The following is a 24,546-nucleotide window of genomic DNA, read 5'->3' as shown; positions in this document are numbered from 1 at the left end:
AACGGCGATCAGCGCTTAAGGGTCAGTTTCATAAGTGAAGTTGACGATCCGGGGGAAATTATGGCGAGCGTAGACAGTCTCATCAATGCCTTCACCACATTGATGGTGACCATCGACCCGCCCGGGCTGGCACCGCTGTTCCTGGCGCTGACGACAGGCATGAACCGCAGCCAGCGGACGCAGGTCGCATTGCGCGGTTCGCTGATAGCCTTCGGCATCCTCGCCGCCTTCGCGCTGTTCGGCTCTAGCGTGCTTGGCGTGCTTGGGATCTCGATCGGTGCATTCAGGATCGCCGGCGGACTGCTGCTATTCTGGATCGCCTTCGAGATGGTCTTCGAGAAACGCCAGGACCGCAAGGAGAAGACCGCCGAGGTGGCAATCACCCGGGATCATATCCATAACATCTCGGTCTTCCCGCTGGCATTGCCGCTGATCGCGGGACCTGGCGCCATCTCCGCGACGATCCTGCTTTCTGGCTCGCTGCAGAGCTCCGTCGACCGCTCGCAGCTGATCGTGGTGATCGCGGCCTGCCTCGTGCTGACATTTGCAGCCCTGCTGATTGCCGAGCGTCTCGACCGCTTCCTCGGCATGACGGGACGCGCGATCCTGACGCGCCTCCTCGGCGTTATCCTGGCAGCGCTCGCCGCACAGTTCGTTGTAGACGGTATCCGGTCGGCTTTTGCGATCTGACCGGAAGCGCGCGGGTTAGGTGCGCGCCTTCAAGATGTATTTCCAGATCGTGCCGCCGAAAAATCGATTGGCGATGACGAAATAGGCGATGACCAGCGCAAACAACAGCAGTGCAGGCCAGCCATTCAGCTGGAACCCATCGTCAGTCATTCCGCCCGTCAGCAGAGCCACGAGGTATCCAAGGCAGAAAAAAGCAGCAATCAAGTCGAGTATAAGCGCCAGCACGCGTCTCCATGTCGATGGATTTCTTGGCACGAGTGCGTCTGACATTACTGAAGTTCCCTGTTATTCCGGCCGCAAAACGAAAGATGCACCCCGCAGGGTGCATCGGATGGTTCTATCTCAGAAGGGAATGTCGTCATCGAGTTCGCGCGAGAAGTTTCCGCCGCCGCCACTATTGCCGGCGTTACCGGCATTGCCGCGACCGGATGATGACGATGGCGAGGACTGGTTGTAGTCGTCGCCGTAGCCGGAACCGCCGCCGCCGAAATCATTGCCGCCACCGCCGCTGCGCTGCATGCCGCGACCGCCGCCTTCGCCGGCGCCGTCACCGCGACCGTCCAGCATGGTCAAAGTGGAGTTGAAGCCCTGAAGGACGATTTCGGTCGAGTATTTCTCGATGCCGGCCTGGTCTGTCCACTTACGGGTCTGCAGGGCGCCCTCGATGTAAACCTTGGCACCCTTCTTCAGATACTGCTCGGCAACCTTGCACAGGCCTTCATTGAAGATCACGACGCGGTGCCACTCGGTTTTTTCCTTGCGCTCGCCGGACGACTTGTCCCGCCAAGTTTCGGAAGTTGCAATATTCAGATTGGCGATCGGACGACCATCCTGGGTCCGGCGGATTTCCGGATCAGCCCCGAGGTTCCCGATCAGAATTACCTTGTTTACGCTACCCGCCATGCCGATCACCCTGCTCGCCGCGCCCACCGGCGGCCCTGGAACATAATTGCTCGCACCTTAAACCATCGGCCCCGCCCGGTGCGATCTAAGCGGCGTTCATCCACAAGGAATTTTGTTCTTTCTTTGTTCTAGTCAGCAGCTATGATTTTGTCAACCGAATCGAAAAGCGGGCGGAGAGTCGCATTTCAACCTCGACTCGCCGGCCTTCATCACTAGATAAGGGCTGAACAGGGATTTAGCGGAAAACGATGAGCGAACTGAAGACCATCTCCATCCGGGGTGCGCGTGAGCACAATCTCAAGGGTATCGACATCGATCTGCCGCGCAACAAGCTGATCGTCATGACCGGCCTGTCGGGCTCGGGAAAGTCGTCGCTTGCCTTCGATACGATCTATGCGGAAGGGCAGCGCCGCTATGTCGAGAGCCTGTCGGCCTATGCGCGCCAGTTCCTCGAGATGATGCAGAAACCCGACGTCGACCTTATCGAGGGATTGTCTCCGGCGATCTCCATCGAGCAGAAGACGACGTCGCGCAACCCGCGCTCGACGGTCGGCACTGTTACGGAAATCTACGACTACATGCGCCTGCTGTTTGCGCGCGTCGGCGTGCCCTATTCGCCGGCGACTGGCCTGCCGATCGAGAGCCAGACCGTCAGCCAGATGGTCGACCGCGTGCTGGCCTTCGGTGACGGCACCCGCCTTTATATTCTGGCGCCGATGGTGCGCGGGCGTAAGGGCGAATACAAGAAGGAGCTTGCCGAGCTCATGAAAAAGGGCTTCCAGCGCGTCAAGATCGACGGACAGTTCTACGAGATCGCCGATGCGCCTGCCCTCGACAAAAAGTACAAGCACGACATCGACGTGGTCGTCGACCGCATTGTCGTGCGCGCTGATGTCGCGGCGCGTCTGGCTGACAGCTTCGAGACGTCTCTGCGGCTGGCGGACGGACTGGCTGTTGCGGAGTTTGCCGACAAGCCCCTGCCGCCTGAGGAAACCTCTGCCGGCGGTTCGGCCAACAAGTCCCTGAACGAGACACACGAGCGGGTGTTGTTTTCGGAAAAATTTGCCTGCCCGGTATCCGGCTTTACGATTCCCGAGATCGAACCGCGGCTGTTCTCGTTCAACAACCCGGCCGGCGCCTGCCCTTCCTGCGACGGTCTCGGCTCGCTGCAGAAGATCGATCCCGAGATGATCGTCCCCGAGCATGAGCGCACCCTTCGCGATGGCGCGATTGCACCTTGGGCCAAGTCGACGTCGCCCTATTACAACCAGACGCTGGAAGCGCTCGGCAAGCATTACGGCTTCAAGCTCTCGAGCCGCTGGAGCGACCTGCCAGCCAATGCCAAGGACGTCATCCTGCACGGAACGGAAGACAAGATCGAGTTCCAGTATGCCGACGGCGCTCGGGCCTATACGACGCACAAGAATTTCGAGGGCATCGTGCCCAATCTCGAGCGCCGCTGGAAGGAAACCGACAGCGCCTGGGCCCGCGAGGAGATCGAGCGCTACATGTCTGCGGCGCCCTGCCCCGTCTGCGCCGGCTACCGTCTGAAGCCGGAAGCGCTGGCGGTGAAAATCGCCACGCTGCATATCGGCAAAGTCTCGGAAATGTCGATTCGCAACGCCCGCGACTGGTTCGAGACGCTGCCGGCCCTCTTTACCTCCAAGCAGAACGAAATCGCCGTCCGCATCCTCAAGGAAATCCGCGACCGGCTGCGGTTTCTCAACGATGTCGGGCTGGAATATCTGAGCCTTTCGCGCAACTCAGGAACGCTCTCGGGCGGCGAGAGCCAGCGCATCCGGCTTGCCTCGCAGATCGGCTCCGGCCTTACGGGCGTCCTCTACGTCCTCGACGAGCCTTCCATCGGCCTCCACCAGCGCGACAATGCGCGCCTGCTGGAAACCCTGAAGCATCTGCGCGACATCGGCAACACGGTCATCGTCGTCGAGCATGACGAGGATGCCATCATGCAGGCAGATGATGTCGTCGATATCGGTCCGGCAGCCGGTATCCATGGCGGCGAGGTCATTGCCCATGGCACGCCGCAGCAGATCATGGCGAACCCGAATTCTCTGACCGGCCGCTACCTGTCCGGCGATCTCGGCGTGCCCGTGCCTGCAGAGCGACGCAAGCTCAAGAAGGGCAAGGAAATCAAGATTTTCGGCGCCCGCGGCAACAATCTGAAGAACGTCACGGCTGCGATTCCGCTCGGCGTCTTCACGGCCGTCAGCGGCGTGTCGGGCGGCGGCAAGTCCACCTTCCTGATCGAGACGCTCTACAAGTCGGCAGCCCGCCGCGTCATGGGCGCCCGCGAAACGCCGGCGGAACACGACCGCATAGATGGCTTCGAGCACATCGACAAGGTCATCGATATCGACCAATCGCCGATTGGCCGGACGCCGCGTTCCAACCCGGCCACCTATACCGGTGCCTTCACGCCGATCCGCGACTGGTTTTCCGGATTGCCGGAAGCCAAGGCGCGCGGCTACCAGCCGGGCCGGTTCTCGTTCAACGTCAAGGGCGGACGCTGCGAGGCCTGCCAGGGCGATGGCGTCATCAAGATCGAGATGCACTTCCTGCCCGACGTCTACGTCACCTGCGATGTCTGCCACGGCAAGCGCTATAACCGCGAGACGCTCGATGTCACCTTCAAGAGCAAGTCGATTGCCGACGTGCTCGACATGACTGTCGAAGAAGGCGTCGATTTCTTTTCAGCGGTGCCTGCGGTGCGTGACAAGCTGCAATCGCTGAAGGATGTCGGTCTCGGCTATATCAAGGTCGGCCAGCAGGCCAACACGCTCTCCGGCGGCGAGGCGCAGCGCGTCAAGCTGGCCAAGGAGTTGTCGAAGCGCTCGACCGGGCGCACGCTCTATATCCTCGACGAGCCGACAACAGGGCTTCATTTCCACGATGTCGCCAAGCTGCTAGAAATGCTGCACGAATTGGTCAACCAGGGCAACTCGGTTGTCGTCATCGAGCACAATCTCGAGGTCATAAAGACCGCCGACTGGGTGCTCGACTTCGGCCCCGAAGGTGGCGACGGCGGCGGCGAGATCGTGGCAGTTGGCACGCCTGAGACAATCGTCAAGGAGAAGCGGTCCTACACCGGACATTTCCTCAAGGAATTGCTGGAGCGGCGGCCCGTCAAGAAGGTCGTCGCTGCGGCAGAGTGATCTCCCGGCGAACGGGCACTCGAAGCGCCGGATACCGGCATTATAAATGAACGGGGAAAGCATATGACAGCGTCAGGCACCATTCGGACCGGCATTGGCGGCTGGACGTTCGAGCCCTGGCGCGGGACGTTCTTCCCGGACGATCTCAAGCAGAAGGACGAGTTGCGCTACGCCAGCAGCAAGCTGAAGGTGATTGAGGTCAACGGTACCTACTATGCGACTCAGAAACCGGCGACCTTCGCAAAATGGGCCTCCGAGGTGCCGGATGGCTTCATATTCAGCCTTAAGGCGACGCGCTACGTTACCAATCGCAAAATACTTGCGGAAGCCGGGGAATCGATGGACCGGTTTCTGAAGTCCGGGATCAGCGAGCTCGGCGACCGGCTCGGTCCGTTGCTGTGGCAGTTTGCACCAACAAAGAAATTCGATGCCGATGACTTCGAAGGCTTTCTGAAGCTCCTGCCGCAGAAGCAAGACGGACTACCGCTGCGGCACGTCGTCGAGGTGCGCCACGATTCCTTCAAGGTGCCGGAGTTCGTCGCGCTGCTGGAGAAATACCACGTGGCCCCGGTTTGTGCCGACCATCACGACTATCCGATGATCGCCGATGTCACCGCCGATTTCGTCTACAGCCGCCTGCAAAAGGGCTCCGACGAGATCAAGACCTGTTATCCGCCGAAGGAACTTAAAGAGTGGGCGGAGCGCCTTGAAACCTGGGCAAAGGGCAAGGTGCCCGCCGACCTGCCGTTGATCGATAGCGAGCGCGAGGTGAAGGTCCAGCCACGGGATGTGTTCGCCTTCATGATCCACGATGGAAAGGTCAACGCACCGCAGGGCGCCATTGCCCTGCAGGGGGTACTGGCCCAATTATAGCATTACTCAGAGCGGGCGGACTTGGCCCATCAGGTCTTCTGCCGTCAGCCCCTTGCCGGCCCGGCTTCCCGCTTCGCCGTGCAGCCAGACACCGCCGGCCGCGGCCTCGAAGGCCGGCATGCCCTGCGCCAGAAGTCCGCCGATGATCCCCGCCAGGACATCGCCGGAACCGGCAGTTGCCAGCCATGGCGGTGCATTGCAGTTGATCAGCGCCCGCCCGTCCGGCGAGGCAATGACCGTATCTGCGCCTTTGTAGACGATTGCCGCATGCGAGCGCCTTGCGGCTGCGATTGCCTTCTCGACCTTGCCGAGAGCTTCATCCCCGGCGATATCCGGGAAAAGACGGCCGAACTCGCCTTCGTGCGGCGTCAGCACCAGATGCGTCGGCCCTGCCGCAAAAGCATCGAAGAGCGCAGATGGATCGTCCTTGAAGGAAGTGATGCCGTCCGCGTCGAGCACGAGATGGCGATCCACCAGCGCCGCCACGAACTGCCGTGCTTTTTCGCCTGTGCCAAAACCCGGGCCGAGAACGAAAGTCGATAGCCGCGCATCGTCGAGCCACTCCTCGAGAGCGGCTCTGTCATCGATCTCGCGCAGCATGATCGCCGTCAACGCCCCGGCATTGACTTTGAGCGCGGCTTTGGAAGAGGCGATGGTGACCAGCCCTGCCCCAGCTTTCAGACCCGCCATGGCCGACATGCGGGCAGCACCCGTCGCCGTCTCGCTGACGGAAAAGACGACAAGATGCCCGCGTTTGTATTTGTGGGTTTCCACCAAAGCCTCAGGCACGGCCGACCGCCACTGTTCCGGCGTGTTCTCGGCGATCAGCCCGTCGGCGTTTTCCCGGACGAGGCGGGCCGGGATGCCGATGTCGAAGATCTCGAGCGTGCCGCACAGTTCCCTGCCCGGCATCAGCAGATGACCGGGTTTGCGCGTCATGAAGCTCACCGTATGGGAAGCGCGGAAGGCGGCTCCCAAAACCATGCCGGTCGCGCCGTTGACGCCCGACGGCAGATCGACGGCGATCACCGGGATGGAAGCCGCATGTGTCCGTTCGATCACGGCTGCGACGGCGCCAGGTACGGCGCGCGCGAGGCCGGCACCGAAAATCGCATCGATGACGAGGTCGCCGGCCCGGGGCAGATAGGCACCGAGCGGCGAGCCCGCAACCGGACAGGCGGCAAAGGCGCGTGCCGCATCGCCTTTCAGCACGGCTGTATCTCCGAGGTGATATACGGCAACCTCGGCACCACACTCGTGCAGCGCCAGGGCAGCGACATAGCCGTCGCCGCCGTTATTGCCGGGGCCGCACAGGACCGCGTATCGCAGCGCCTCCGGATAATCCCGCAAGGCAGCAGCCGCCACCGCCCGGCCGGCTTTCTGCATCAATCCGAAAGAGTCAATTCCTGAAGCCGCAGCGGCCTTGTCGACCGCCGCCATCGATTGGGGTGTCAGGAGGAGTTCAGCTATGGTGTGTGTCATGGACGATAATGATCGCAATGACGCCTGAAAAACAATCAAAAAATCCCGCGCGCTACCGACTTAAATTTCAGCAAAAGCCCGCCTTTTAATCAGTCAAATTCGGGGCGCGTAGGCCGTTCCAACCGTTGCGGTCCGCCCTCTATTCCGGATATCGTCCGAAACGCGTCTGCGCATATTCAATTCGGGGCACGATATGTCAAACAACCCTGTATCAGCCTCAAAATTGCTCAAAACTGCAACATTTACCGAAACATCTCTGGATAATGTGGCATGATACGTGCATCAACAAGGGCGAGCGGGCAATGTCCGCTTTAACGGGAGAAGCGGAGAGACATTTTCTCATGAAAAAGATCGAAGCGATCATAAAGCCATTCAAGCTGGACGAAGTGAAGGAAGCCCTTCAGGAAGTCGGCTTGCAGGGTATCACTGTCACGGAAGCCAAGGGTTTCGGTCGCCAGAAAGGTCACACGGAACTCTACCGTGGTGCCGAATATGTCGTCGATTTCCTTCCGAAAGTGAAGGTCGAAGTTGTGTTGGCAGACGAAAATGCCGAAGCGGTTATTGACGCGATCCGCAAGGCGGCGCAGACCGGACGAATTGGCGACGGAAAGATCTTCGTTTCCAATATCGAAGAGGTCATCCGAATCCGTACGGGAGAGACGGGTATCGATGCCATCTAAGTCCTCGCCGGTGGCCAGGGCAAAATCGTCATAAAAAACCGAGGAAGCATCCCATGACGACCGCAAACGAAATTCTGAAGCAGATCAAGGACAACGACGTCAAGTTCGTCGACCTGCGCTTTACGGACCCGAAGGGCAAGCTGCAGCACGTTACGATGGACGTTTCCTGCGTCGATGAAGACATGTTCGCCGATGGTGTCATGTTCGACGGGTCCTCCATCGTCGGATGGAAGGCCATCAACGAATCCGACATGGTGCTCATGCCCGACACGGAAACGGTTCACATGGACCCGTTCTTCGCGCAGTCGACCATGGTCATCCTCTGCGACATCCTGGACCCGGTTTCCGGTGAATCCTACAATCGTGATCCGCGCGGCACCGCCAAGAAGGCAGAAGCCTACCTCAAGGCTTCCGGCATCGGCGACACGATCTTCGTTGGCCCGGAGCCTGAGTTCTTCGTATTCGACGACGTCAAGTACAAGGCCGATCCCTACAACACCGGCTTCAAGCTCGATTCCAGCGAACTGCCGTCGAACGACGACACGGACTACGAGACCGGCAACCTCGGTCACCGTCCCCGCGTCAAGGGCGGCTATTTTCCGGTTCCGCCGATCGACAGCTGCCAGGACATGCGCTCCGAGATGCTGACCGTTCTCGGCGAAATGGGCGTCGTTGTTGAAAAGCACCACCATGAAGTGGCTGCGGGACAGCATGAACTCGGCGTCAAGTTCGATACACTGGTGCGCAACGCCGACAAGATCCAGATCTACAAGTACGTCGTCCATCAGGTCGCCAATGCCTATGGCAAGACGGCGACTTTCATGCCGAAGCCGATCTTTGGCGATAACGGCTCGGGCATGCATGTGCACCAGTCGATCTGGAAGGGTGGCAAGCCAACCTTCGCGGGCGACGAATATGCCGGCCTGTCGGAATCCTGCCTCTACTACATCGGCGGTATCATCAAGCACGCGAAGGCTATCAACGCATTCACAAACCCGTCGACGAATTCCTACAAGCGTCTCGTCCCGGGCTACGAGGCTCCGGTCCTGCTTGCCTATTCGGCTCGTAACCGTTCGGCTTCTTGCCGTATTCCCTTCGGCTCCAACCCGAAGGCGAAGCGCGTCGAAGTTCGCTTTCCGGATCCGACTGCCAACCCATACTTGGCGTTCGCCGCCATGCTGATGGCCGGCCTCGACGGCATCAAGAACAAGATCCATCCCGGCAAGCCGATGGACAAGGATCTGTACGACCTGCCGCCGAAGGAACTGAAGAAGATCCCGACCGTCTGCGCATCGCTGCGTGAAGCGCTGGAAAACCTCGATCGGGACCGCAAGTTCCTGACCGCCGGCGGCGTATTCGACGACGACCAGATCGATTCGTTCATCGAGCTGAAGATGGTGGAGGTCATGCGCTACGAAATGACACCCCATCCGGTCGAATTCGACATGTACTACTCGGCCTAGTCATCAACCAGAAAGTCCCGGTCATTGCCGGGACTTTTTTTCTGCGCCAAGCCAGCGCGGCGTGCTTTACTGGTCTTGTCCGCCTGCCCGACTATGGCAGCGGTGTGGGGCAACGGCGGCGAAAGGCTTGAAAAATGTGGCGCATCGTCCCACATAGTTGCGTGAAAGGAAGTCGCACCATGAAACAAAAAGATGCAAAATTCAATATCGGCGAAGTGGTCCGGCATCGGGTCTTTCCGTTCAGAGGCGTCGTGTTCGACGTCGATCCGGAGTTCGCGAACACGGAAGAATGGTGGAATGCCATTCCGACCGAGGTTCGTCCCAGCAAGGACCAGCCGTTCTATCACCTGCTGGCTGAAAACGAGGAGACGGAATATGTCGCTTATGTTTCAGAGCAGAACCTCGTCAGCGACGACAGCGGAGAACCGCTCCGCAACCCGCAGGTCTACCAGATCTTCGACCGCAAGACGACCGGCGAACTCAAGCCCAAGATGAGCTTCGCCCACTGATCCCAAAAGATACGCCTGCAAAGGAAGCCGAGAAACCGGCTTCCTTTTTTATTGCCGCTCGACTGTGAGGCATAAAAAAGCCCGGCTGAACCGGGCTTTTAAGGCAGTTAAGTGTCGTGCTTACTGGGACTTCGCTGCCTTCTGGGCGTCTTCAAGCTTCTTGCGAGCTTCTTCAGCCTTCTTCTGCATGCTGTCCTGCAGGCTGCGCTGGCTTTCTGCGAGCTTGGTATCGGAGATCGCCGGGCCGTCATAGGCGGCGCCGAAGCCGGTCAGGGACACCTTGATCGGGTTCGGAGCGCGGCGGAAGTTGATCGATGTGAAGGTCACGTCCGTGCCCTTCTTCAGCGATGCGATCGTGGCATCCGTCAGGGGAATTTCAGCCGTGCACTTGTCCGGGAGGCATACGGCGTAATCGACCTTCTGTCCCTTGCCGCCATCGATCTGCATGGTGATGCCGGGTCCAATCAGGCGCGCCGTCGGCACCGAGATCTGCAGGATCTTGCGATTGACCTTGCCATCGATGGAGATCAGGCCGATTGCCGTCACCAGCTGGCCGCTGTTGGCCATGATCAGGTTCTGGACGATGCAGATGTCGTTGTCATCCTGCTTGGCGCATGTCTTGTACCAGCCGAGACGCGGGGTCTGAGCGGCGCCATCGGCCGGAGCAGCCGGTGCATCCTGCGCAAAAGCGGGCGCGGCAGCGCCGATCACGAGTGCGAGTGCAGACAGAGCCGCGCGAATTGTTTTGTCAGTTTTGAACGTCATAGCGAAATCCGCCTCCTGAAATCCGATGCAAAGCAGCCTTCTGCCACCTCATGCCTTTCGGGTCAAACTGCTGTCCACCTGTCGAAAGAATAAGGCAAATGCATGACTCCGAACTGTGGATCACCTGTTACATGGCGTTGCTTCGGATATCCAGCTTTTCTTTGCATGTTTCGGCCGCAGGATGGACAAATCCGATGCCTATGTCTTGGATCGGGGAGGCCATGATAAGGTCGCTGTCACGAATCATGCCCTTATGGGAAAGGATGCCATGCGAGCGCTCCGGGTCGCGATTTATCTAGCTGCGGCAATGCTTTGCAAGACCGCTCAGGCGGACCCCGTGCACGGCCTTGCCATGCACGGCGATCCCGCGATGGCCGCCGACTTCAAGGCCCTCCCTTACGTCAATCCGACCGTCAGGAAGGGCGGCCATATCAGCTACGGGGTGGTCGGCACCTTCGACAATCTCAACCCGTTCATCCTCAAAAGCATGCGGACGACAGCGCGCGGCATGTGGGATCCGGACTACGGCAACATCGTCTACGAAACGCTGATGCAGCGCTCGCGCGACGAGCCATTCACCCTCTACGGTCTGCTTGCACAGACGGCAGAATGGGACGACAAACGGTCCTATATCCAGTTCAACCTCAATCCTGCCGCCAAGTGGTCGGATGGCCAGCCGGTGACGCCGGATGATGTGATCTTCAGCTTCAACCTTTTGCGGGACAAGGGCCGCGTGCCCTACTCGAACCGGCTGAATGCCGTTGCCAAGATGGAGAAGGTCGGCGAGCACAGTGCGCGCTTCACCTTCAACGACAAGGCCGACCGCGAGACGCCGATGATCATCGCCAGCTCGACGCCAATCCTGCCGCAGCATGCGATCGATCCGGATAGATTCGACCAGACGACGCTGGTAGCACCCATCGGGTCCGGGCCTTACCGGGTGAAAACGGTGAACCCCGGCGACAGCATCGTCTTCGCGCGCAACCCCGATTATTGGGGCAAGGATATTCCGGCCAAGGTCGGGGTCGACAACTACGACCTGTTGACCGTTCACTATTTCCTGCAGGAAAACACGCTGTTCGAGGCATTCAAGAAGGGCGATGTCGACATCTATGCGGATGGCAGCCCCGGCCACTGGGCAAACGCTTATGATTTTCCGGCGGCGCGCTCCGGCGAGGTTGTGAAGGATGTCTTCAATCCCAAGCTTCCCAGCGGCATGTTCGGATTCGTCTTCAACACGCGGCGGCCAATCTTTGCCAATGTGAAAGTCCGCGAGGGCCTATCGCTGGCCTTCGATTTCGAGTGGGTCAACAAGAACCTCTCGTCAGGCGCCTATACGCGAACGGAGAGCTATTGGCAGGGCTCCGACCTATCTTCTTTCGGCGTGCCAGCCGATGCCCGAGAGCTCGAAATGCTGGGTCCCATCAGCAAACGCATCGATCCGGCCGTGCTCGATGGCACCTATAAACTGCCGGTCAGCAACGGCTCCGGCCGCGACCGTACAGTCCTTCACCGGGCCGTGGATCTGCTCAAGGCAGGTGGATACACGATCAAGGATGGCAAGATGGTCGATGCCGGCGGGCATCAGCTGGCGTTCGAGATCATGACACAGAATGCCGACCAGGAGAGACTGGCCATCGCCTACCGGAGAACGCTGAACCTGCTGGGTATCGAGGTGGCGATCCGCACCGTCGACGATTCGCAGTATCAGCGCCGGACAATCAGCTTCGACTACGACATCATCATCAAATCGTTCACATCCTCCCTCTCGCCGGGCATCGAGCAGGTCGGCCGATGGGGCTCGGTGGCGCGCGATCGACAGGGCAGCGAGAACTTTGCGGGCGTTGCCGATCCCGATGTGGATGCGTTGATCAGCCACATCCTATCGGCGCGCGGCGTTGAGGATTTTCGCGATGCCGTCCGTTCGTTCGACAGGCTGTTGCTTTCCGGCCATTACTTCGTGCCGCTCTATCATATCGACCAGCAATATGTAGCACGGCACAAGCGGATAGGGCATCCGGATGTCACTCCCTTGTACGGCTATCAGCTGCCTGTGTGGTGGGATGCTTCGGTGCAGTGAGGTGGTTCCTTTTTCGTGCCTTGTTGAAGCCGGGCGGCAAAGAGACTATTTCGGTCCGATCAACAGGAAAGGGCAATGACCATGGAACGCATCACAATCGATATCGTCTCGGACGTCGTCTGCCCGTGGTGCTACCTTGGCAAGGCGCGGCTCGAACTGGCGATTGCCGAAGTGCAAGACGAAGTTGGTGTCGACATCAACTGGCGCCCTTACCGCCTCAATCCAGATTATCCGCCTGAAGGCGTCGACCAGAAGCAGAAGCTGGCTGAAAAGCTCGGCGGTGCAGACAAGGTGGCCAGCGCTCACGCGATGCTCACAGGTCTTGGCCGCGAGGTCGGCATTGCATTCAACTTCGATGCCATCACCATCGGCCCGAACACGCTCGATGCCCACAGACTGATCCACTGGGCTGTGACCGAAGACCGCGAACTCCAGAACCGGGTTGTTGACGGCCTCTTCAAGGCGAATTTCGAAGAAGGCAGAAATATCGGCGACCACGCCGTGCTTCTCGACATCGCCGAAGCGGCAGGACTGGATCGCGCGGTCATCGAGGCCCTCCTCGCCTCCGATGCCGACAGCGACCTGATCGTCGCGGAAATCGAGTCGGCACGGCAGATGGGCGTAAACGGCGTGCCCTTCTTCATCTTCGACCAGCAATATGCAGTCAGCGGCGCCCAGACGCCGGATGTGATTGCCAATGCGCTGCGCGACATCGCCAAAACGAAGGGCGAGGCCCGCGCGGCACTCAACTAGCGCAGCATCTCTTACATTTACCCTGTAAAACAGGCTGCGCGCTCCATAGGGGCACGCAGCCTTTTATTTTGCCAGTTCCGCCAGCTGAGTCATGACAACTGCCGCACCCGCCAAGCGCTTGGCGGGTGTCGGGAGATCGCGGGTGAGGAAGACGCTGTGGTCGGGCCTGATCTTCGCCATCGAGCCCTGCCTGGCGATATAGCCGACGAGGGCTGCAGGGTTCGGGAACTCCTTGTGGCGGAACTGGACGACGACGCCCTTCGGACCGGCATCGAGCTTCTCCACATGGGCAATGCGGCAGAGCGACTTGATGTAGACGATCTTCAGCAGGTGCTGCACCTCGATCGGCATGGGTCCGAAGCGGTCGATCATCTCGGCGCCGAAACCGTCGATTTCCTTGAGATCGGTGATCTCGCCGAGCCGGCGGTAGAGCGCCATGCGCAGGTGCAGGTCGGGCACATAGTCGTCGGGGATCATCACCGGCGTGCCGACCGAAATTTGCGGCGACCAGCCGGTATCCTGGATCTCGTCGATGCCCTTCACTTCGACCACGGCCTCTTCCAGCATCTGCTGGTAGAGTTCGAAGCCGACCTCCTTGATATGGCCAGACTGTTCCTCGCCCAGCAGATTGCCGGCGCCTCGGATATCCAGATCGTGACTGGCGAGCTGGAAGCCGGCGCCGAGGGTATCCAGGGACTGTAGCACCTTCAGGCGGCGCTCTGCCGTCGAGGTGAGCACCTTGTTGACGGGCAGCGTGAACAGCGCGAAAGCCCGCACCTTGGAACGTCCGACACGACCGCGCAACTGGTAAAGCTGGGCAAGCCCGAACATGTCGGCGCGGTGGACGATCAGGGTGTTGGCGGTCGGCACGTCGAGGCCGGATTCGACGATGGTGGTCGACAGCAGCACATCGTAGCGGCCCTCGTAGAAGGCATTCATGATGTCTTCGAGCTCGCTCGCCGGCATCTGGCCATGGGCGACGGCGACTTTCAGTTCCGGCAGATCCGATTGCAGGAAGGCGTGGATATCGGCAAGGTCGGCGAGCCGTGGGCAGACATAGAAGCTCTGCCCCCCGCGATAATGCTCGCGCATCAGCGTTTCTCGGATCACCAGCGAATCGAAGGGCGAAATGAAGGTGCGGACCGCCATGCGGTCTACCGGTGGCGTCTTGATCAGCGACAGTTCCCGCACGCCGGTCATGGCCAATTGAAGCGTGCGCGGGATCGGCGTTGCCGACAGGGTGAGGACGTGGACGTCGCTCTTCAGCTCCTTCAGCCGCTCCTTGTGCTTGACGCCGAAATGCTGCTCTTCGTCGATGACCAGCAGGCCGAGATTGGCGAACTTGATGCCGTTGCCGAGCAGCGCGTGCGTACCGACGACGATGTCGGTCTTGCCTTCGGCGACTTCCTTCTTGGTCAGTGCCAGTTCCTTTGCGCCAACCAGGCGCGAGGCCTGCTGGACGCGGATCGGCAGACCACGGAAACGCTCGGAGAACGTCTTGAAATGCTGCCGGGCCAGCAGCGTCGTCGGCACCACGATCGCCACCTGGGCGCCATTCATCGCCGCCACGAAGGCGGCGCGCAACGCCACTTCGGTCTTGCCGAACCCGACGTCGCCGCACACGAGCCGATCCATCGGCCGACCGGCGGCGAGATCGTCACGCACGGCGTCGATGGCGTTCGCCTGATCCTCGGTCTCGTCGTAGGGGAAGCGAGCCGCAAACTCGTCGTAGATGCCATCGGGTGCGATCAGCGCCGGCGCATGGCGCGTCAGGCGTTCGGCCGCGATACGGATCAGGGATCCGGCCATATCCAGCAGCCGCTTTTTCAGCTTGGCCTTGCGCATCTGCCAGGCGCCGCCGCCGAGCCTGTCGAGCTGCGCGTCGCTCGTTTCCGAGCCGTACCGCGACAGGAGGTCGATGTTTTCGACTGGTAGAAACAGTTTTGCGTCGTCGGCATAGAGCAGCTCGAGACAGGCGTGCGGCGCGCCGGCAGCTTCGATGGTCCGAAGGCCGACGAAGCGGCCTATGCCGTGTTCGGCGTGGACGACGATCGCGCCTTCGTCGAGGCCTGCGACTTCCGAGATGAAGTTGGCGCCGCGCTTGCCGCGCTTGGAGCGGCGGACCATGCGGTCGCCGAGAATGTCCTGTTCACCGATGACGACCAGATTGCCGGTTTCGAAGCCGCTTTCGAGGTTGAGCACGGCAGCCGCCGCCTCACCCTTGGCCAGCGCATCGACGTCCTTCATCGCTTCGATAGTCTTGACGCGTTGCAGCCCGTGCTCGGCGAGCACCTGCAGCAGGCGCTCCAGCGAGCCTTCCGTCCAGGCCGTGACGAGTACCTTGCCACCGGCCGCGCGACGATCTGCGATATGCTTGACGACGGCATCGAAGACGTTGACGCGCTCGGCATCGACCTGTTCGGTGGCGCTTCGGGCCCAGCGCGGCCCTTGGCGCGCATCGACATTGACAACCAGCCGGGTTGCACCCTCGTGCTCGTTGAACGGCGACATCCGGATAGCGTTGAAGGCATCGAGCGTCGCGCCAAACATCTTGCCGTCGAGGTAAAGCTCGCCGGGTGCCACAGGCTTGTAGGGCGTGCCCTGCGTCATCGCTCCCTTGCGCTGCTCGCCAGACTGCTGGCGCGCCTCGTAATAGTCGCGGACGAGCTTCGAGCGCTCCTCGGCAGCCTCGCGCACCGTATGGTCGGTGATGAAGCGGAAGCCCTTCAGGTAGTCGAAGATCGTATCGAGCTTTTCATAGAACAGCGGCAGCCAGTGCTCCATGCCGGGATAACGCCGGCCTTCGGAGACGGCGACATATAGAGCGTCGTCGCGGGTGGCAGCGCCGAAGGTCGCCAGGTAATTTGTGCGGAAGCGGCTGATGGTATCCGGCGTCAGCGTCACTTCGCTCATCGGATTGAGATCGAGCGAGCGCACCTGCCCTGTCGTTCGCTGGCTTGCGGGGTCGAAACTGCGGATGCTCTCCAGCGTATCGCCGAAGAAATCGAGGCGCACGGGCTCTTCCGAGCCGGGCACGAAGACATCGAGGATGCCGCCGCGCACCGCGTATTCACCGACCTCCCGGACGGTCGCGACCCGGTCGAAACCGTTGCGCTCCAGGCGGCCTGCGATATCGTCCATGCGCAGCTGGCTGCCGGGCTTTGCCGAGAAGGCCAGGCTTTCGATGACGTCCTGCGGGGCGACCTTCTGCAGCAGGGCGTTGACGGTCACGAGCACGATCGCCGCATGCGGCTTCTTGTGGTAAGCGATCAGCCCGCCAAGCGCCGCCAGCCTGCGTGCAGATGTGTCGGAGCTTGGGGAAACGCGGTCATAGGGAAGGCAGTCCCAGGCCGGAAGGGTCAGCACCGGGATTTCAGGCGCAATGAAGGACAGCATCTGCTCGATGTCAGCCATGCGCTGTCCGTCCGACAGCACGTAGGCAACCGGTTCGCCGGACCGCGCCAATTCGGCGATGATAAACGGATCGAGGCCGGCCGGAACGTTGCCGATCGTCAGCGGCACGGGCGCCGCTGCAAGTTTCCTGACGTCGATACCTGCAATCATTCCGCAACCCTGCGCAAGTCGGCGGTCATCTGCTCGAAGTCCGGTGCGTAGGCGGCGATACGGGCAAACAGAGGCGTCTGGAATCGTTCTGGCACCGGCAGCGTGCCGAGAATCCACCGGTTCAGATCGTTGTCTTCCTCGTCCATGATGATCTCGAACTCGTCGAGCTCGGTCTCCGACAGTGTCGGCAGCTCTGCGTCGGCGAACTGACCGAACACGAGGTCCATTTCCCGGAGACCGCGATGCCAGCAACGAAACAGAATCCGCTTGCGGCGTGGATCGAGGAGCGCGCTGCTCAGTGTTACGCCTGTCATCTCACACACCTTCTTGTTGCTGCGTCTCTATAAAGCATCGCTTCGAAATGTGGGAACCGGTTTTTCGGAAAAAAGACGCTGCCGGGGATTTTTCCGGGGGCATGTCGAGAACTGTCGGCGGATCGCATCATCCGGCCTTGCCAAAGCGGTGTCCGCCGTCGCATTTTGCCGCCATCATGCGCCCTGCCATTCTCGATCCGCTGTTTGCTTCCATTTCCTCGCTGCCGGGCGTCGGGCCAAAAGTGGCCGACCTGCTGGTGAAGCTGCTTGGCCGCGAAAATCTTGAGGACACCAGGGTCGTCGACCTGCTGTTCCATGCCCCCTCGTCGATCGTCGACCGGCGCGAGCAGCCGGGAATCGCACGGGCGCCACAGGGGACCATCGTCACCATCACCGGCCGGGTCGACCGCCATCAGGCTCCGCCGCCGCGCACCAGCCAGCCGTACCGCGTGTTCCTGCACGACGAGACCGGCGAACTCGGCCTCGTCTTCTTCCGGGGCAAGGCACAGTGGCTGGAAAAGCAGCTGCCGCTCGGCGAGACCGTCACCGTCAGCGGCAAGGTCGACTGGTTCAACGGCCGTCCGTCGATGGTGCATCCGGATTACATCGTGCGCGAAAGCGAAGGCGAGACGCTGCCGCTGGTGGAGCCCGTCTACCCGCTGACCGCCGGCCTGACGTTGCGCACCGTCCGCAAGGCGATCGAGGCGGCACTGCTGCGCATGCCGGATATGCCGGAATGGGACGACGCAGCGCTGGTGACGAAGCAGGGCTTTTCCGATTTCGCGACGAGCTTCCGGATGCTGCACGATCCGCGCGATGCGAAAGACATCGACCCGCAGGCACCTGCCCGCCGCCGCCTCGCCTATGACGAGTTCCTGGCCGGCCAGTTGTCTCTGGCGCTCGTTCGCCAGAGGCTGCGACGCGTGCCGGGCCAGCCCGTTCATGCGACCGGTAAGATCAGCAGCCGGATTCTTGGCGCGCTGCCTTTCTCGCTGACCGGCAGCCAGACGGCTGCAATCGCCGACGTCCTGAAGGACATGGCGGGCAGCGACCGCATGCTGCGCCTGCTGCAGGGGGATGTAGGTGCCGGCAAGACGCTGGTGGCATTGATGGCGATTGCCGCTGTGATCGAGAACGGCGGACAGGCGGTGCTGATGGCGCCAACGGAAATCCTCGCCCGCCAGCACTATAGCACGATCTCAAAATTCGCTGCCGTTGCAGGACTTTCTATCGAAGTCCTCACAGGCCGCACGAAGGGCAAGGAGCGCGACGGCATTCTCGAGCGCATTGCGTCCGGTCAGGCCAAGATCGTCATCGGCACCCATGCGCTGTTCCAGGACAGCGTCTCCTATGCAAACCTGATGCTGGCTGTCGTCGATGAGCAGCACCGGTTCGGCGTCCACCAGCGGCTGCGCCTGACGGCCAAGGGGGTCTCACCGCATATGCTGGTGATGACGGCGACGCCGATCCCCAGAACGCTGGTACTGGCCGCCTTCGGCGATATGGATGTCTCGAAGCTGACGGAAAAGCCGGCCGGCCGCAAGCCGATCCATACCGTGACCGTTCCCACGGAACGCGTCGGCGATATCGTCCAGCGGCTGCGCAGCGCCCTTGCCGATGGCAAGAAGGCCTACTGGATCTGCCCGCTGGTGGAAGAGTCCGAGCAATCCGACCTGATGTCGGTCGAGGAACGCTTCGAGACGCTTGCCCATTTCTTCGGGCCCAAGGTCGGGCTCATCCACGGGCGGATGAGCGGGCCGGAAAAGGATGCCGCGATGCAGGCTTTCAAGAACGGCGATACCAGGCTGCTGGTGGCCACCACTGTGGTGGAAGTCGGCGTCGACGTACCGGATGCGACGATCATGGTCATCGAGCACGCAGAGCGCTTCGGCCTGGCGCAGTTGCACCAGTTGCGCGGTCGTGTCGGACGCGGCGATGAGGCGTCGAGCTGCATCCTTCTCTACAAGGGACCGCTCAGCGAAACCGGCCATGCGCGGCTATCGATCATGCGCGACACCGAGGACGGTTTTCGCATCGCCGAGGAAGACCTGAAATTGCGCGGCGAGGGCGAGCTTCTGGGCACCCGTCAGTCGGGCACCCCGGGCTTTCGCATCGCCAGCATCGAAGCCCATGCCGATCTTCTGGAAATTGCCCGGAAAGACGCCGCCTATCTCATCGAGAGGGACGCAGATCTCGTCAGCGATCGCGGCCAGGCCGTCAGGACGCTGCTCTATCTATTCCGGCGTGATGAGGCGATCCGCTTTCTCCGCGCGGGCTAGGCGCTTTGCCTTGTACGCCGTGTGGAGTTCCGATGTGGGCAAAGCATCGACGTGATCCGGCGTCACCAGTCCACCCGAAATGAGCAGCCTCGCTCCGTCCTCCGGGCTCATGTCGAGAATGACGATTTTTTCGCGCGGCACGAACACCAGGAAGCCTGCGGTCGGAACTGGCGTCGGTGGCAGGAAGACGCTGACCATGTCCATGCCCATTGCGTTGAACTTGGATGCAATCTCGCCCTTGGCATCTGTGGCGACGAAGACAAGCGACCAGAGGCCCGGGCTCGGATATTCGATCAGCCCGACCTGCTTGAAGGAATTGCTCTTCTCCTTCAGCACCGTCTCGAAGATCTGCTTCAGGCTCTTGTAGATGGTGCGGACCAGCGGCACCCGGCGCACCAGGGACTCGCCGAACTGAACGATGCTCTGGCCGATCAGGTTCTTGCCGAGAAAGCCGATGATGGTGATGAAGATCATCGCCATGACGAGCCCGGTTCCGGGGACAGCAAAGTTCAGGTAGCTTTCGGGGTCGTAGCGGGCGGGAATGTAGGGTTCAACCCAGCTGTCAGCCCAGTGGACGACGGACCAAGTCAGCCACAACGTAATGGCGATCGGCGCGCAGATGATGAGCCCCGTCAGAAAATTGTTGCGGATGCGTGCCGCGACAGACAGTCGCGTCGTCGTCTTTTCGGGATTTTCCGCCATCTGTCTTTTCTGAACTCCGTTCAGCCTGCCGCCTCGTCAGCAAAATCCCCATCGCCGACAGAGTTGAAATTGCCAGAAGTTGCTGCGGCGCACAACCCGCGGCATCGCTTGCCACCAAGCCGTTAATGTATCAGGACACCGCAATCGACAGCATAGTGCTTCGGATCACTCAACCGTGACCGATTTGGCCAGATTGCGCGGCTGATCGACGTCGGTGCCCATGAAGACGGCGGTGTGATAGGCAAGCAACTGGATTGGCATGGAAAAGATCATCGGTGCAATGATTTCATCGACGACCGGCAGGACGATAGTCGCCATGGTCGGCAGGTTCGATGCCGCAGCGCCTGCCTCGTCGGTGATGAAGATAATGCGCCCGCCGCGTGCGGCAACCTCCTGCATGTTCGAAATGGTCTTTTCGAAGAAGCGATCGTAGGGCGCGATGACGATGACCGGCATGTTTTCGTCGATCAAGGCAATCGGACCGTGCTTAAGCTCGCCTGCCGCATAGCCTTCGGCGTGAATGTATGAAATTTCCTTCAGTTTCAGCGCGCCTTCCATAGCCAGCGGGTAGCTTGTGCCGCGGCCGAGATAGAGCACGTCCTTGAACTTGGCGATTTCGCGGGCAAGGCTTTCCATCTGCGGCTGGATCAGGTTCAACACCCGGCTCATAATGCGCGGCATCTCTGCCAGATGGCGGACCAGGGTTACCTCCTCCTCGGCGCTGACAGTCCCGCGCGCGCGACCGGCTCCAATTGCCAGCGCCGCCAGGACGGCGAGCTGGCAGGTGAAGGCCTTGGTCGAAGCGACGCCGATCTCGGGGCCCGCCATGATCGGGAAGACGGCATCGGATTCACGGGCAATTGTCGATTCGCAGACGTTGACGATAGCGCCGATCTTCAGGCCGTTTTCCTTGCAGTAGCGGAGCGAAGCCAGCGTATCTGCCGTCTCGCCGGACTGCGAAATGAAGAGGGCTGCCTGGCTCGGCAAAAGTGGCATCTCGCGGTAACGGAACTCGGATGCGACATCGATTTCGACTGGAAGGCGCGCATAGCGCTCGAACCAGTATTTCCCGATCAGGCCTGCAAGAAATGCAGTGCCGCAGGCAGATACCGCAAGGCCGGTCACATTGCTGAAATCGATCGCCGACGCATTGGCATTGATGCGGTTGCTGGCAAAGTCGACATACTGGCCCAGCGCATGGGAGATGACTTCCGGTTGTTCATAGATTTCCTTTTCCATGAAATGTCGGTGATTGCCCTTGTCGACGACGAAGGCGGTCGCTTGCGAAATCTGCCGGGCACGCTGGACCGGCTTGCCGGCAAAATCGAATATCTCGGCAGTCTCGCGCGTCACGATGGCGAAGTCGCCATCGACGAGATAGGCGATATCGTTGGTGAACGGCGACAGCGCGATGGCGTCCGAGCCTAGGAACATCTCGCCGCGGCCATAGCCGATGGCAAGCGGCGGGCCGGAGCGGGCAGCCATCAGCACATCGGGGTGATCCTTGAACATCACCACCAGCGCGTATGCGCCGGTGACGCGGTTGAGCATGCGGAGCATTGCTTCCTGCGGTGCCAGGCCTTCCCGGATAGCCTTCGCCAACAGATGGGCAACCACCTCCGTGTCGGTCTGGGTTACGAAGACGGCGCCCTCGCCTTTCAGCTCTTCGCGCAACTCGGAAAAGTTCTCGATGATGCCGTTGTGGACGACAGCGACGCCGTCGACGAAATGCGGATGGGCATTGGTTTCGTTCGGAACGCCGTGGGTCGCCCACCGCGTATGGGCAATGCCGATCGGTCCTTCCAGCGGCTCGCGGTCGAGCAGGCTTTCGAGATTGAACAGCTTTCCTTCGGCGCGGCGGCGCTCGAGAATGCCGTCATGGATGGTGGCGACGCCGGCCGAATCGTAGCCGCGATATTCGAGACGCTTCAGCGCATCGACCAAACGGACGGCCACAGGCTTGGCTCCTACGATACCGACAATGCCGCACATGAACTTCTCCGTCTCAACTCTTCGATGCAACGACTTCTAGCGGTTCTTCGGGGTTACTCAATCGGACCGGCGGTCACATTGAATTTCCGACCGTTACGCAGCCGATTTTCAGGATTTTGCCGACCTTGCCGCCTTCAGCGCGCGCGACCGTTCGCGGATCAGCCGCGCTCGCTCCGGCTTGATCTCCTGCCGCGCGCGTCCGAGCGCCAGGGCGTCGGCCGGCACATCGGCAGTGATCACGCTGCCGGATGCCACATAGGCGCCATCGCCGATGGTGACCGGGGCGACGAGGGACGAGTTCGAGCCGATGAAGCTGCCGGCGCCGATAGTCGTGTGGTGCTTGTTGATGCCATCGTAATTGCAGGTCACGGTGCCTGCGCCGATGTTGCTGTCAGCCCCAACGGTGGCATCGCCGAGATAGGTGAGATGGCTGACCTTGGCGCCCTCGCCGATCTTCGCGTTCTTGATCTCGACGAAATTGCCGACCTTTACGCCTGCCGCCAGATCGGCGCCGGGACGCAGGCGCGCAAACGGTCCGACACTCGCGCCCTCGCTGATACGGGCACCTTCAACATGGGAAAAAGCGTGGATCACCGCCCCACCCTCGACGACAGTACCGGGGCCGAAGACGACATTCGGCTCGATCAGCGCATCCGGGCCGATGATCGTGTCGTAGGCGAGATACACGGTTTCCGGGGCGATCATCGTCACGCCCGACAGCATGACCTCGTAGCGGCGTCGCTGTTGCCAGAGGTGCTCGATGACGGCCAGTTCGGCGCGATTGTTGCAACCAATGACTTCCGATTCGGGTGCATCGACGGCAACGACGCGGCCGCCCTCGGAACGGGCGATCTCGACAAGGTCGGTCAGATAATATTCGCCCTTGGCATTTTCATTGGTGATGCGCGACAGCAGGTCCAGCGCCTTGGCACCGTTGATCGCCATCAGGCCGCTGTTGCACCAGGTCACGGCGCGCTCTTCATCGGACGCGTCCTTCTCCTCGCGGATCGCGATCAACTCGTCGTCCCTGACCAGAAGCCTGCCGTAACCGCTCGGCTTGTCGGTGTGAAAGCCAATCACGACAACATCGTTGCCGGCAGCAAGCCCTGCCCGCGCTGCCCGGAGCGGTCCATCGGTGATCAGCGGGACGTCGCCATAGGCAATCAGGATATCGTCGTAGCCGGATGCAATCGCCTCCTTCGCGGCCAGCACAGCGTGGCCGGTTCCGCGTCGCTCCTTCTGGAGGAAAGCCTGGATCTCCATGCCGTCGCGCCGGGCTGCCCGGGTGACAGCCTCGGCATCGCGCCCGACGACCAGCGCTGTCGCTCCAATATCGGTCCTGGCGATGGCCTCCATCACATGGGCGATCATCGGGCGGCCGGCGATGGGATGCAGCACCTTGGACATCGACGACTTCATGCGTGTGCTGTCGCCGGCAGCAAGAATGACGGCAAGGCAGGTGCGTTCCATGGCGAGCTCCGGCGACTGGATCTGGTGCGGTCAACACCGCTTGGGCGTCTCATAGCAGCTAGACCGGAGCGGCACCAAGAGCAAAAAGCGATCGCCGATCAGGGTTTGCGCAACGCCTCGAAAGCCTCCAGCACATGGCCGCGACCATCGAGAATGACATACTCCATGGCCGCGCGGGCCGCCTTTACATCGCGGGCGCTGATAGCATCGACGATCTGCATGTGGGTGACTGAAATGTTGCTGAAGCCCTCGCTCGAAGGCGGCGTGCTCATACGGAACATTCCGACCAGCGCAGCCTCGATCAGGCTTCCGAGCGTCCGCATGAAGGGGTTGTGGGAGATATCGGCGATGGCCATGTGGAACTTGAGGTCGGCGACGGCGAGACTGTCTCTCGTGTGGTTCGTGGCTGCCATCTCGGTTGCCAGCAGCCGCAGATCCTCGATCTCCGACTCGACGGCGCGCTCGGCAACAAGACCTGCAGCAAAAGGTTCAAAAGCAAGCCGTATATCGTAGAGATGCAACAGGAATTCACGATTGACGCCGCTGTCGAAATGCCAGGTCAGCACCTCGCTGTCGAACATGTTCCAGTGGATCTTCTCGGTGACCTTGGTGCCGACGCGCGCGCGCGGCACGACCAGCCCCTTGGCCGCGAGAGTCTTCATGCTTTCCCGCAGTACGGTGCGCGACACCTTGAAGCGCTGCAGCAGATCGCCATCGCCGGGCAGGATTTCGCCGACTGCAAACGAGCCACCGACAATGGCCTTGCCGAGATCGTCGACCACCTGGGAATGGCTATTCCGCGATTTGCCGTTCGGCTGTTGTCTCTCGATCAAACGGCTGCGCAACGTGTTATC

Annotated in this window: 19 protein-coding genes; 9 read left to right on the top strand and 10 right to left on the bottom strand. The window is 61.0% G+C overall.

All coding sequences use genetic code 11. From position 1 onward, the window contains the following. Window positions 1–60: 60 nt before the first annotated feature. Entirely contained in the window at window positions 61–690 is a 630-nt protein-coding gene (locus tag PR017_RS06555; protein WP_111215636.1) for a MarC family protein, read from the top strand. A 15-nt stretch (window positions 691–705) separates the two neighbouring features. Here the strand turns inward: PR017_RS06555 and PR017_RS06550 are convergent, their stop codons facing one another. Both PR017_RS06550 and PR017_RS06545 read right to left on the bottom strand, forming a co-directional pair. After that, window positions 706–960 carry an RDD family protein gene (locus tag PR017_RS06550; protein ID WP_111215635.1) on the bottom strand — a complete coding sequence of 85 codons (255 nt, stop codon included), beginning with the start codon at window positions 958–960 and terminating at the stop codon, window positions 706–708. 72 nt (window positions 961–1,032) lie between these two features. After that, window positions 1,033–1,593 carry a single-stranded DNA-binding protein gene (locus PR017_RS06545; protein ID WP_111215778.1) on the bottom strand — a complete coding sequence of 187 codons (561 nt, stop codon included), beginning with the start codon at window positions 1,591–1,593 and terminating at the stop codon, window positions 1,033–1,035. A gap of 248 nt (window positions 1,594–1,841) precedes the next feature. Between PR017_RS06545 and uvrA the strand changes: the two genes are divergently transcribed. Continuing rightward, window positions 1,842–4,766 carry an excinuclease ABC subunit UvrA gene (uvrA, locus tag PR017_RS06540; protein WP_111215633.1) on the top strand — a complete coding sequence of 975 codons (2,925 nt, stop codon included), beginning with the start codon at window positions 1,842–1,844 and terminating at the stop codon, window positions 4,764–4,766. Between the two features lie 63 nt (window positions 4,767–4,829). Next, a complete protein-coding gene (locus PR017_RS06535; protein ID WP_111215631.1) occupies window positions 4,830–5,639 on the top strand; it encodes a DUF72 domain-containing protein in 810 nt (269 codons plus the stop codon). A 6-nt stretch (window positions 5,640–5,645) separates the two neighbouring features. Here the strand turns inward: PR017_RS06535 and PR017_RS06530 are convergent, their stop codons facing one another. Beyond that, window positions 5,646–7,121, bottom strand: coding sequence for an NAD(P)H-hydrate dehydratase (locus PR017_RS06530; RefSeq protein ID WP_111215630.1), 1,476 nt, complete (start codon window positions 7,119–7,121; stop codon window positions 5,646–5,648). A 341-nt stretch (window positions 7,122–7,462) separates the two neighbouring features. Here PR017_RS06530 and PR017_RS06525 point away from each other — a divergent pair, with 341 nt between their 5' ends. The 3 genes from PR017_RS06525 to hspQ all read left to right on the top strand — a co-directional run bounded on the left by PR017_RS06525 (window position 7,463) and on the right by hspQ (window position 9,773). Beyond that, window positions 7,463–7,801 carry a P-II family nitrogen regulator gene (locus tag PR017_RS06525; protein ID WP_003579240.1) on the top strand — a complete coding sequence of 113 codons (339 nt, stop codon included), beginning with the start codon at window positions 7,463–7,465 and terminating at the stop codon, window positions 7,799–7,801. A 53-nt stretch (window positions 7,802–7,854) separates the two neighbouring features. Next, entirely contained in the window at window positions 7,855–9,264 is a 1,410-nt protein-coding gene (gene glnA, locus PR017_RS06520; RefSeq protein WP_111215628.1) for a type I glutamate--ammonia ligase, read from the top strand. Between the two features lie 179 nt (window positions 9,265–9,443). Next, window positions 9,444–9,773, top strand: coding sequence for a heat shock protein HspQ (hspQ, locus tag PR017_RS06515; protein WP_111215626.1), 330 nt, complete (start codon window positions 9,444–9,446; stop codon window positions 9,771–9,773). A 120-nt stretch (window positions 9,774–9,893) separates the two neighbouring features. Here hspQ and PR017_RS06510 read toward each other — a convergent pair whose 3' ends face one another. Next, the gene (locus PR017_RS06510) at window positions 9,894–10,538 is read right to left on the bottom strand and encodes an invasion associated locus B family protein (protein WP_111215624.1); all 645 of its coding nucleotides are present in this window, start codon (window positions 10,536–10,538) and stop codon (window positions 9,894–9,896) included. Window positions 10,539–10,806: 268 nt separating this feature from the next. Here PR017_RS06510 and PR017_RS06505 point away from each other — a divergent pair, with 268 nt between their 5' ends. Together PR017_RS06505 and PR017_RS06500 are read left to right on the top strand one after the other, a co-directional pair. Continuing rightward, window positions 10,807–12,618 carry an extracellular solute-binding protein gene (locus PR017_RS06505; RefSeq protein WP_111215776.1) on the top strand — a complete coding sequence of 604 codons (1,812 nt, stop codon included), beginning with the start codon at window positions 10,807–10,809 and terminating at the stop codon, window positions 12,616–12,618. Between the two features lie 81 nt (window positions 12,619–12,699). Continuing rightward, on the top strand, window positions 12,700–13,371 hold the full coding sequence (locus PR017_RS06500) for a DsbA family oxidoreductase (RefSeq protein ID WP_111215774.1): 672 nt from the start codon (window positions 12,700–12,702) through the stop codon (window positions 13,369–13,371). Between the two features lie 63 nt (window positions 13,372–13,434). On the opposite strand, the gene mfd is transcribed toward PR017_RS06500, so the two are convergent. Beyond that, window positions 13,435–16,935: a transcription-repair coupling factor gene (mfd, locus tag PR017_RS06495; RefSeq protein WP_111215623.1), complete on the bottom strand. Its 3,501-nt coding sequence runs from the start codon at window positions 16,933–16,935 to the stop codon at window positions 13,435–13,437. Beyond that, complete coding sequence (locus tag PR017_RS06490) at window positions 16,932–17,249, bottom strand: FAD assembly factor SdhE (RefSeq protein WP_111215621.1); 318 nt, start codon at window positions 17,247–17,249, stop codon at window positions 16,932–16,934. Before PR017_RS06490 ends, mfd begins: the two co-directional genes overlap by 4 nt. Before the next feature lie 176 nt (window positions 17,250–17,425). Here PR017_RS06490 and recG point away from each other — a divergent pair, with 176 nt between their 5' ends. Next, window positions 17,426–19,528 carry an ATP-dependent DNA helicase RecG gene (recG, locus tag PR017_RS06485; RefSeq protein ID WP_111215773.1) on the top strand — a complete coding sequence of 701 codons (2,103 nt, stop codon included), beginning with the start codon at window positions 17,426–17,428 and terminating at the stop codon, window positions 19,526–19,528. Here the strand turns inward: recG and PR017_RS06480 are convergent. From PR017_RS06480 to PR017_RS06465, 4 genes are all read right to left on the bottom strand, one after another. Continuing rightward, entirely contained in the window at window positions 19,484–20,230 is a 747-nt protein-coding gene (locus PR017_RS06480; protein WP_111215619.1) for a DUF502 domain-containing protein, read from the bottom strand. The two genes, recG and PR017_RS06480, sit on opposite strands and share 45 nt — an antisense overlap. Window positions 20,231–20,395: 165 nt before the next feature. Next, window positions 20,396–22,222: a glutamine--fructose-6-phosphate transaminase (isomerizing) gene (gene glmS, locus PR017_RS06475; protein ID WP_111215618.1), complete on the bottom strand. Its 1,827-nt coding sequence runs from the start codon at window positions 22,220–22,222 to the stop codon at window positions 20,396–20,398. A 108-nt stretch (window positions 22,223–22,330) separates the two neighbouring features. Next, window positions 22,331–23,692, bottom strand: coding sequence for a bifunctional UDP-N-acetylglucosamine diphosphorylase/glucosamine-1-phosphate N-acetyltransferase GlmU (glmU, locus tag PR017_RS06470; RefSeq protein ID WP_111215616.1), 1,362 nt, complete (start codon window positions 23,690–23,692; stop codon window positions 22,331–22,333). 98 nt (window positions 23,693–23,790) lie between these two features. Beyond that, on the bottom strand, window positions 23,791–24,537 hold the full coding sequence (locus tag PR017_RS06465) for a FadR/GntR family transcriptional regulator (protein ID WP_111215614.1): 747 nt from the start codon (window positions 24,535–24,537) through the stop codon (window positions 23,791–23,793). Window positions 24,538–24,546 lie beyond the last annotated feature (9 nt).

It is taken from the genome of Rhizobium tumorigenes, assembly GCF_003240565.2.
In the GTDB taxonomy this organism is placed as follows: Bacteria; Pseudomonadota; Alphaproteobacteria; order Rhizobiales; family Rhizobiaceae; genus Rhizobium; species Rhizobium tumorigenes.
This window is presented reverse-complemented; position numbering and strand designations above follow the sequence as displayed.

What these genes read in the sequence shown, in the direction of transcription:
- PR017_RS06535 (WP_111215631.1), top strand. Translation starts at nt 4,830, where the DNA reads ATGACAGCGTCAGGCACCATTCGGACCGGCATTGGCGGCTGGACGTTC.
- PR017_RS06505 (WP_111215776.1), top strand. Translation starts at nt 10,807, where the DNA reads ATGCGAGCGCTCCGGGTCGCGATTTATCTAGCTGCGGCAATGCTTTGC.
- PR017_RS06480 (WP_111215619.1), bottom strand. Translation starts at nt 20,230, where the DNA reads ATGGCGGAAAATCCCGAAAAGACGACGACGCGACTGTCTGTCGCGGCA.
- PR017_RS06490 (WP_111215621.1), bottom strand. Translation starts at nt 17,249, where the DNA reads ATGACAGGCGTAACACTGAGCAGCGCGCTCCTCGATCCACGCCGCAAG.
- PR017_RS06555 (WP_111215636.1), top strand. Translation starts at nt 61, where the DNA reads ATGGCGAGCGTAGACAGTCTCATCAATGCCTTCACCACATTGATGGTG.
- mfd (WP_111215623.1), bottom strand. Translation starts at nt 16,935, where the DNA reads ATGATTGCAGGTATCGACGTCAGGAAACTTGCAGCGGCGCCCGTGCCG.
- hspQ (WP_111215626.1), top strand. Translation starts at nt 9,444, where the DNA reads ATGAAACAAAAAGATGCAAAATTCAATATCGGCGAAGTGGTCCGGCAT.
- PR017_RS06525 (WP_003579240.1), top strand. Translation starts at nt 7,463, where the DNA reads ATGAAAAAGATCGAAGCGATCATAAAGCCATTCAAGCTGGACGAAGTG.
- PR017_RS06530 (WP_111215630.1), bottom strand. Translation starts at nt 7,121, where the DNA reads ATGACACACACCATAGCTGAACTCCTCCTGACACCCCAATCGATGGCG.
- PR017_RS06545 (WP_111215778.1), bottom strand. Translation starts at nt 1,593, where the DNA reads ATGGCGGGTAGCGTAAACAAGGTAATTCTGATCGGGAACCTCGGGGCT.
- glmU (WP_111215616.1), bottom strand. Translation starts at nt 23,692, where the DNA reads ATGGAACGCACCTGCCTTGCCGTCATTCTTGCTGCCGGCGACAGCACA.
- uvrA (WP_111215633.1), top strand. Translation starts at nt 1,842, where the DNA reads ATGAGCGAACTGAAGACCATCTCCATCCGGGGTGCGCGTGAGCACAAT.
- PR017_RS06550 (WP_111215635.1), bottom strand. Translation starts at nt 960, where the DNA reads ATGTCAGACGCACTCGTGCCAAGAAATCCATCGACATGGAGACGCGTG.
- glmS (WP_111215618.1), bottom strand. Translation starts at nt 22,222, where the DNA reads ATGTGCGGCATTGTCGGTATCGTAGGAGCCAAGCCTGTGGCCGTCCGT.
- glnA (WP_111215628.1), top strand. Translation starts at nt 7,855, where the DNA reads ATGACGACCGCAAACGAAATTCTGAAGCAGATCAAGGACAACGACGTC.
- recG (WP_111215773.1), top strand. Translation starts at nt 17,426, where the DNA reads ATGCGCCCTGCCATTCTCGATCCGCTGTTTGCTTCCATTTCCTCGCTG.
- PR017_RS06500 (WP_111215774.1), top strand. Translation starts at nt 12,700, where the DNA reads ATGGAACGCATCACAATCGATATCGTCTCGGACGTCGTCTGCCCGTGG.
- PR017_RS06510 (WP_111215624.1), bottom strand. Translation starts at nt 10,538, where the DNA reads ATGACGTTCAAAACTGACAAAACAATTCGCGCGGCTCTGTCTGCACTC.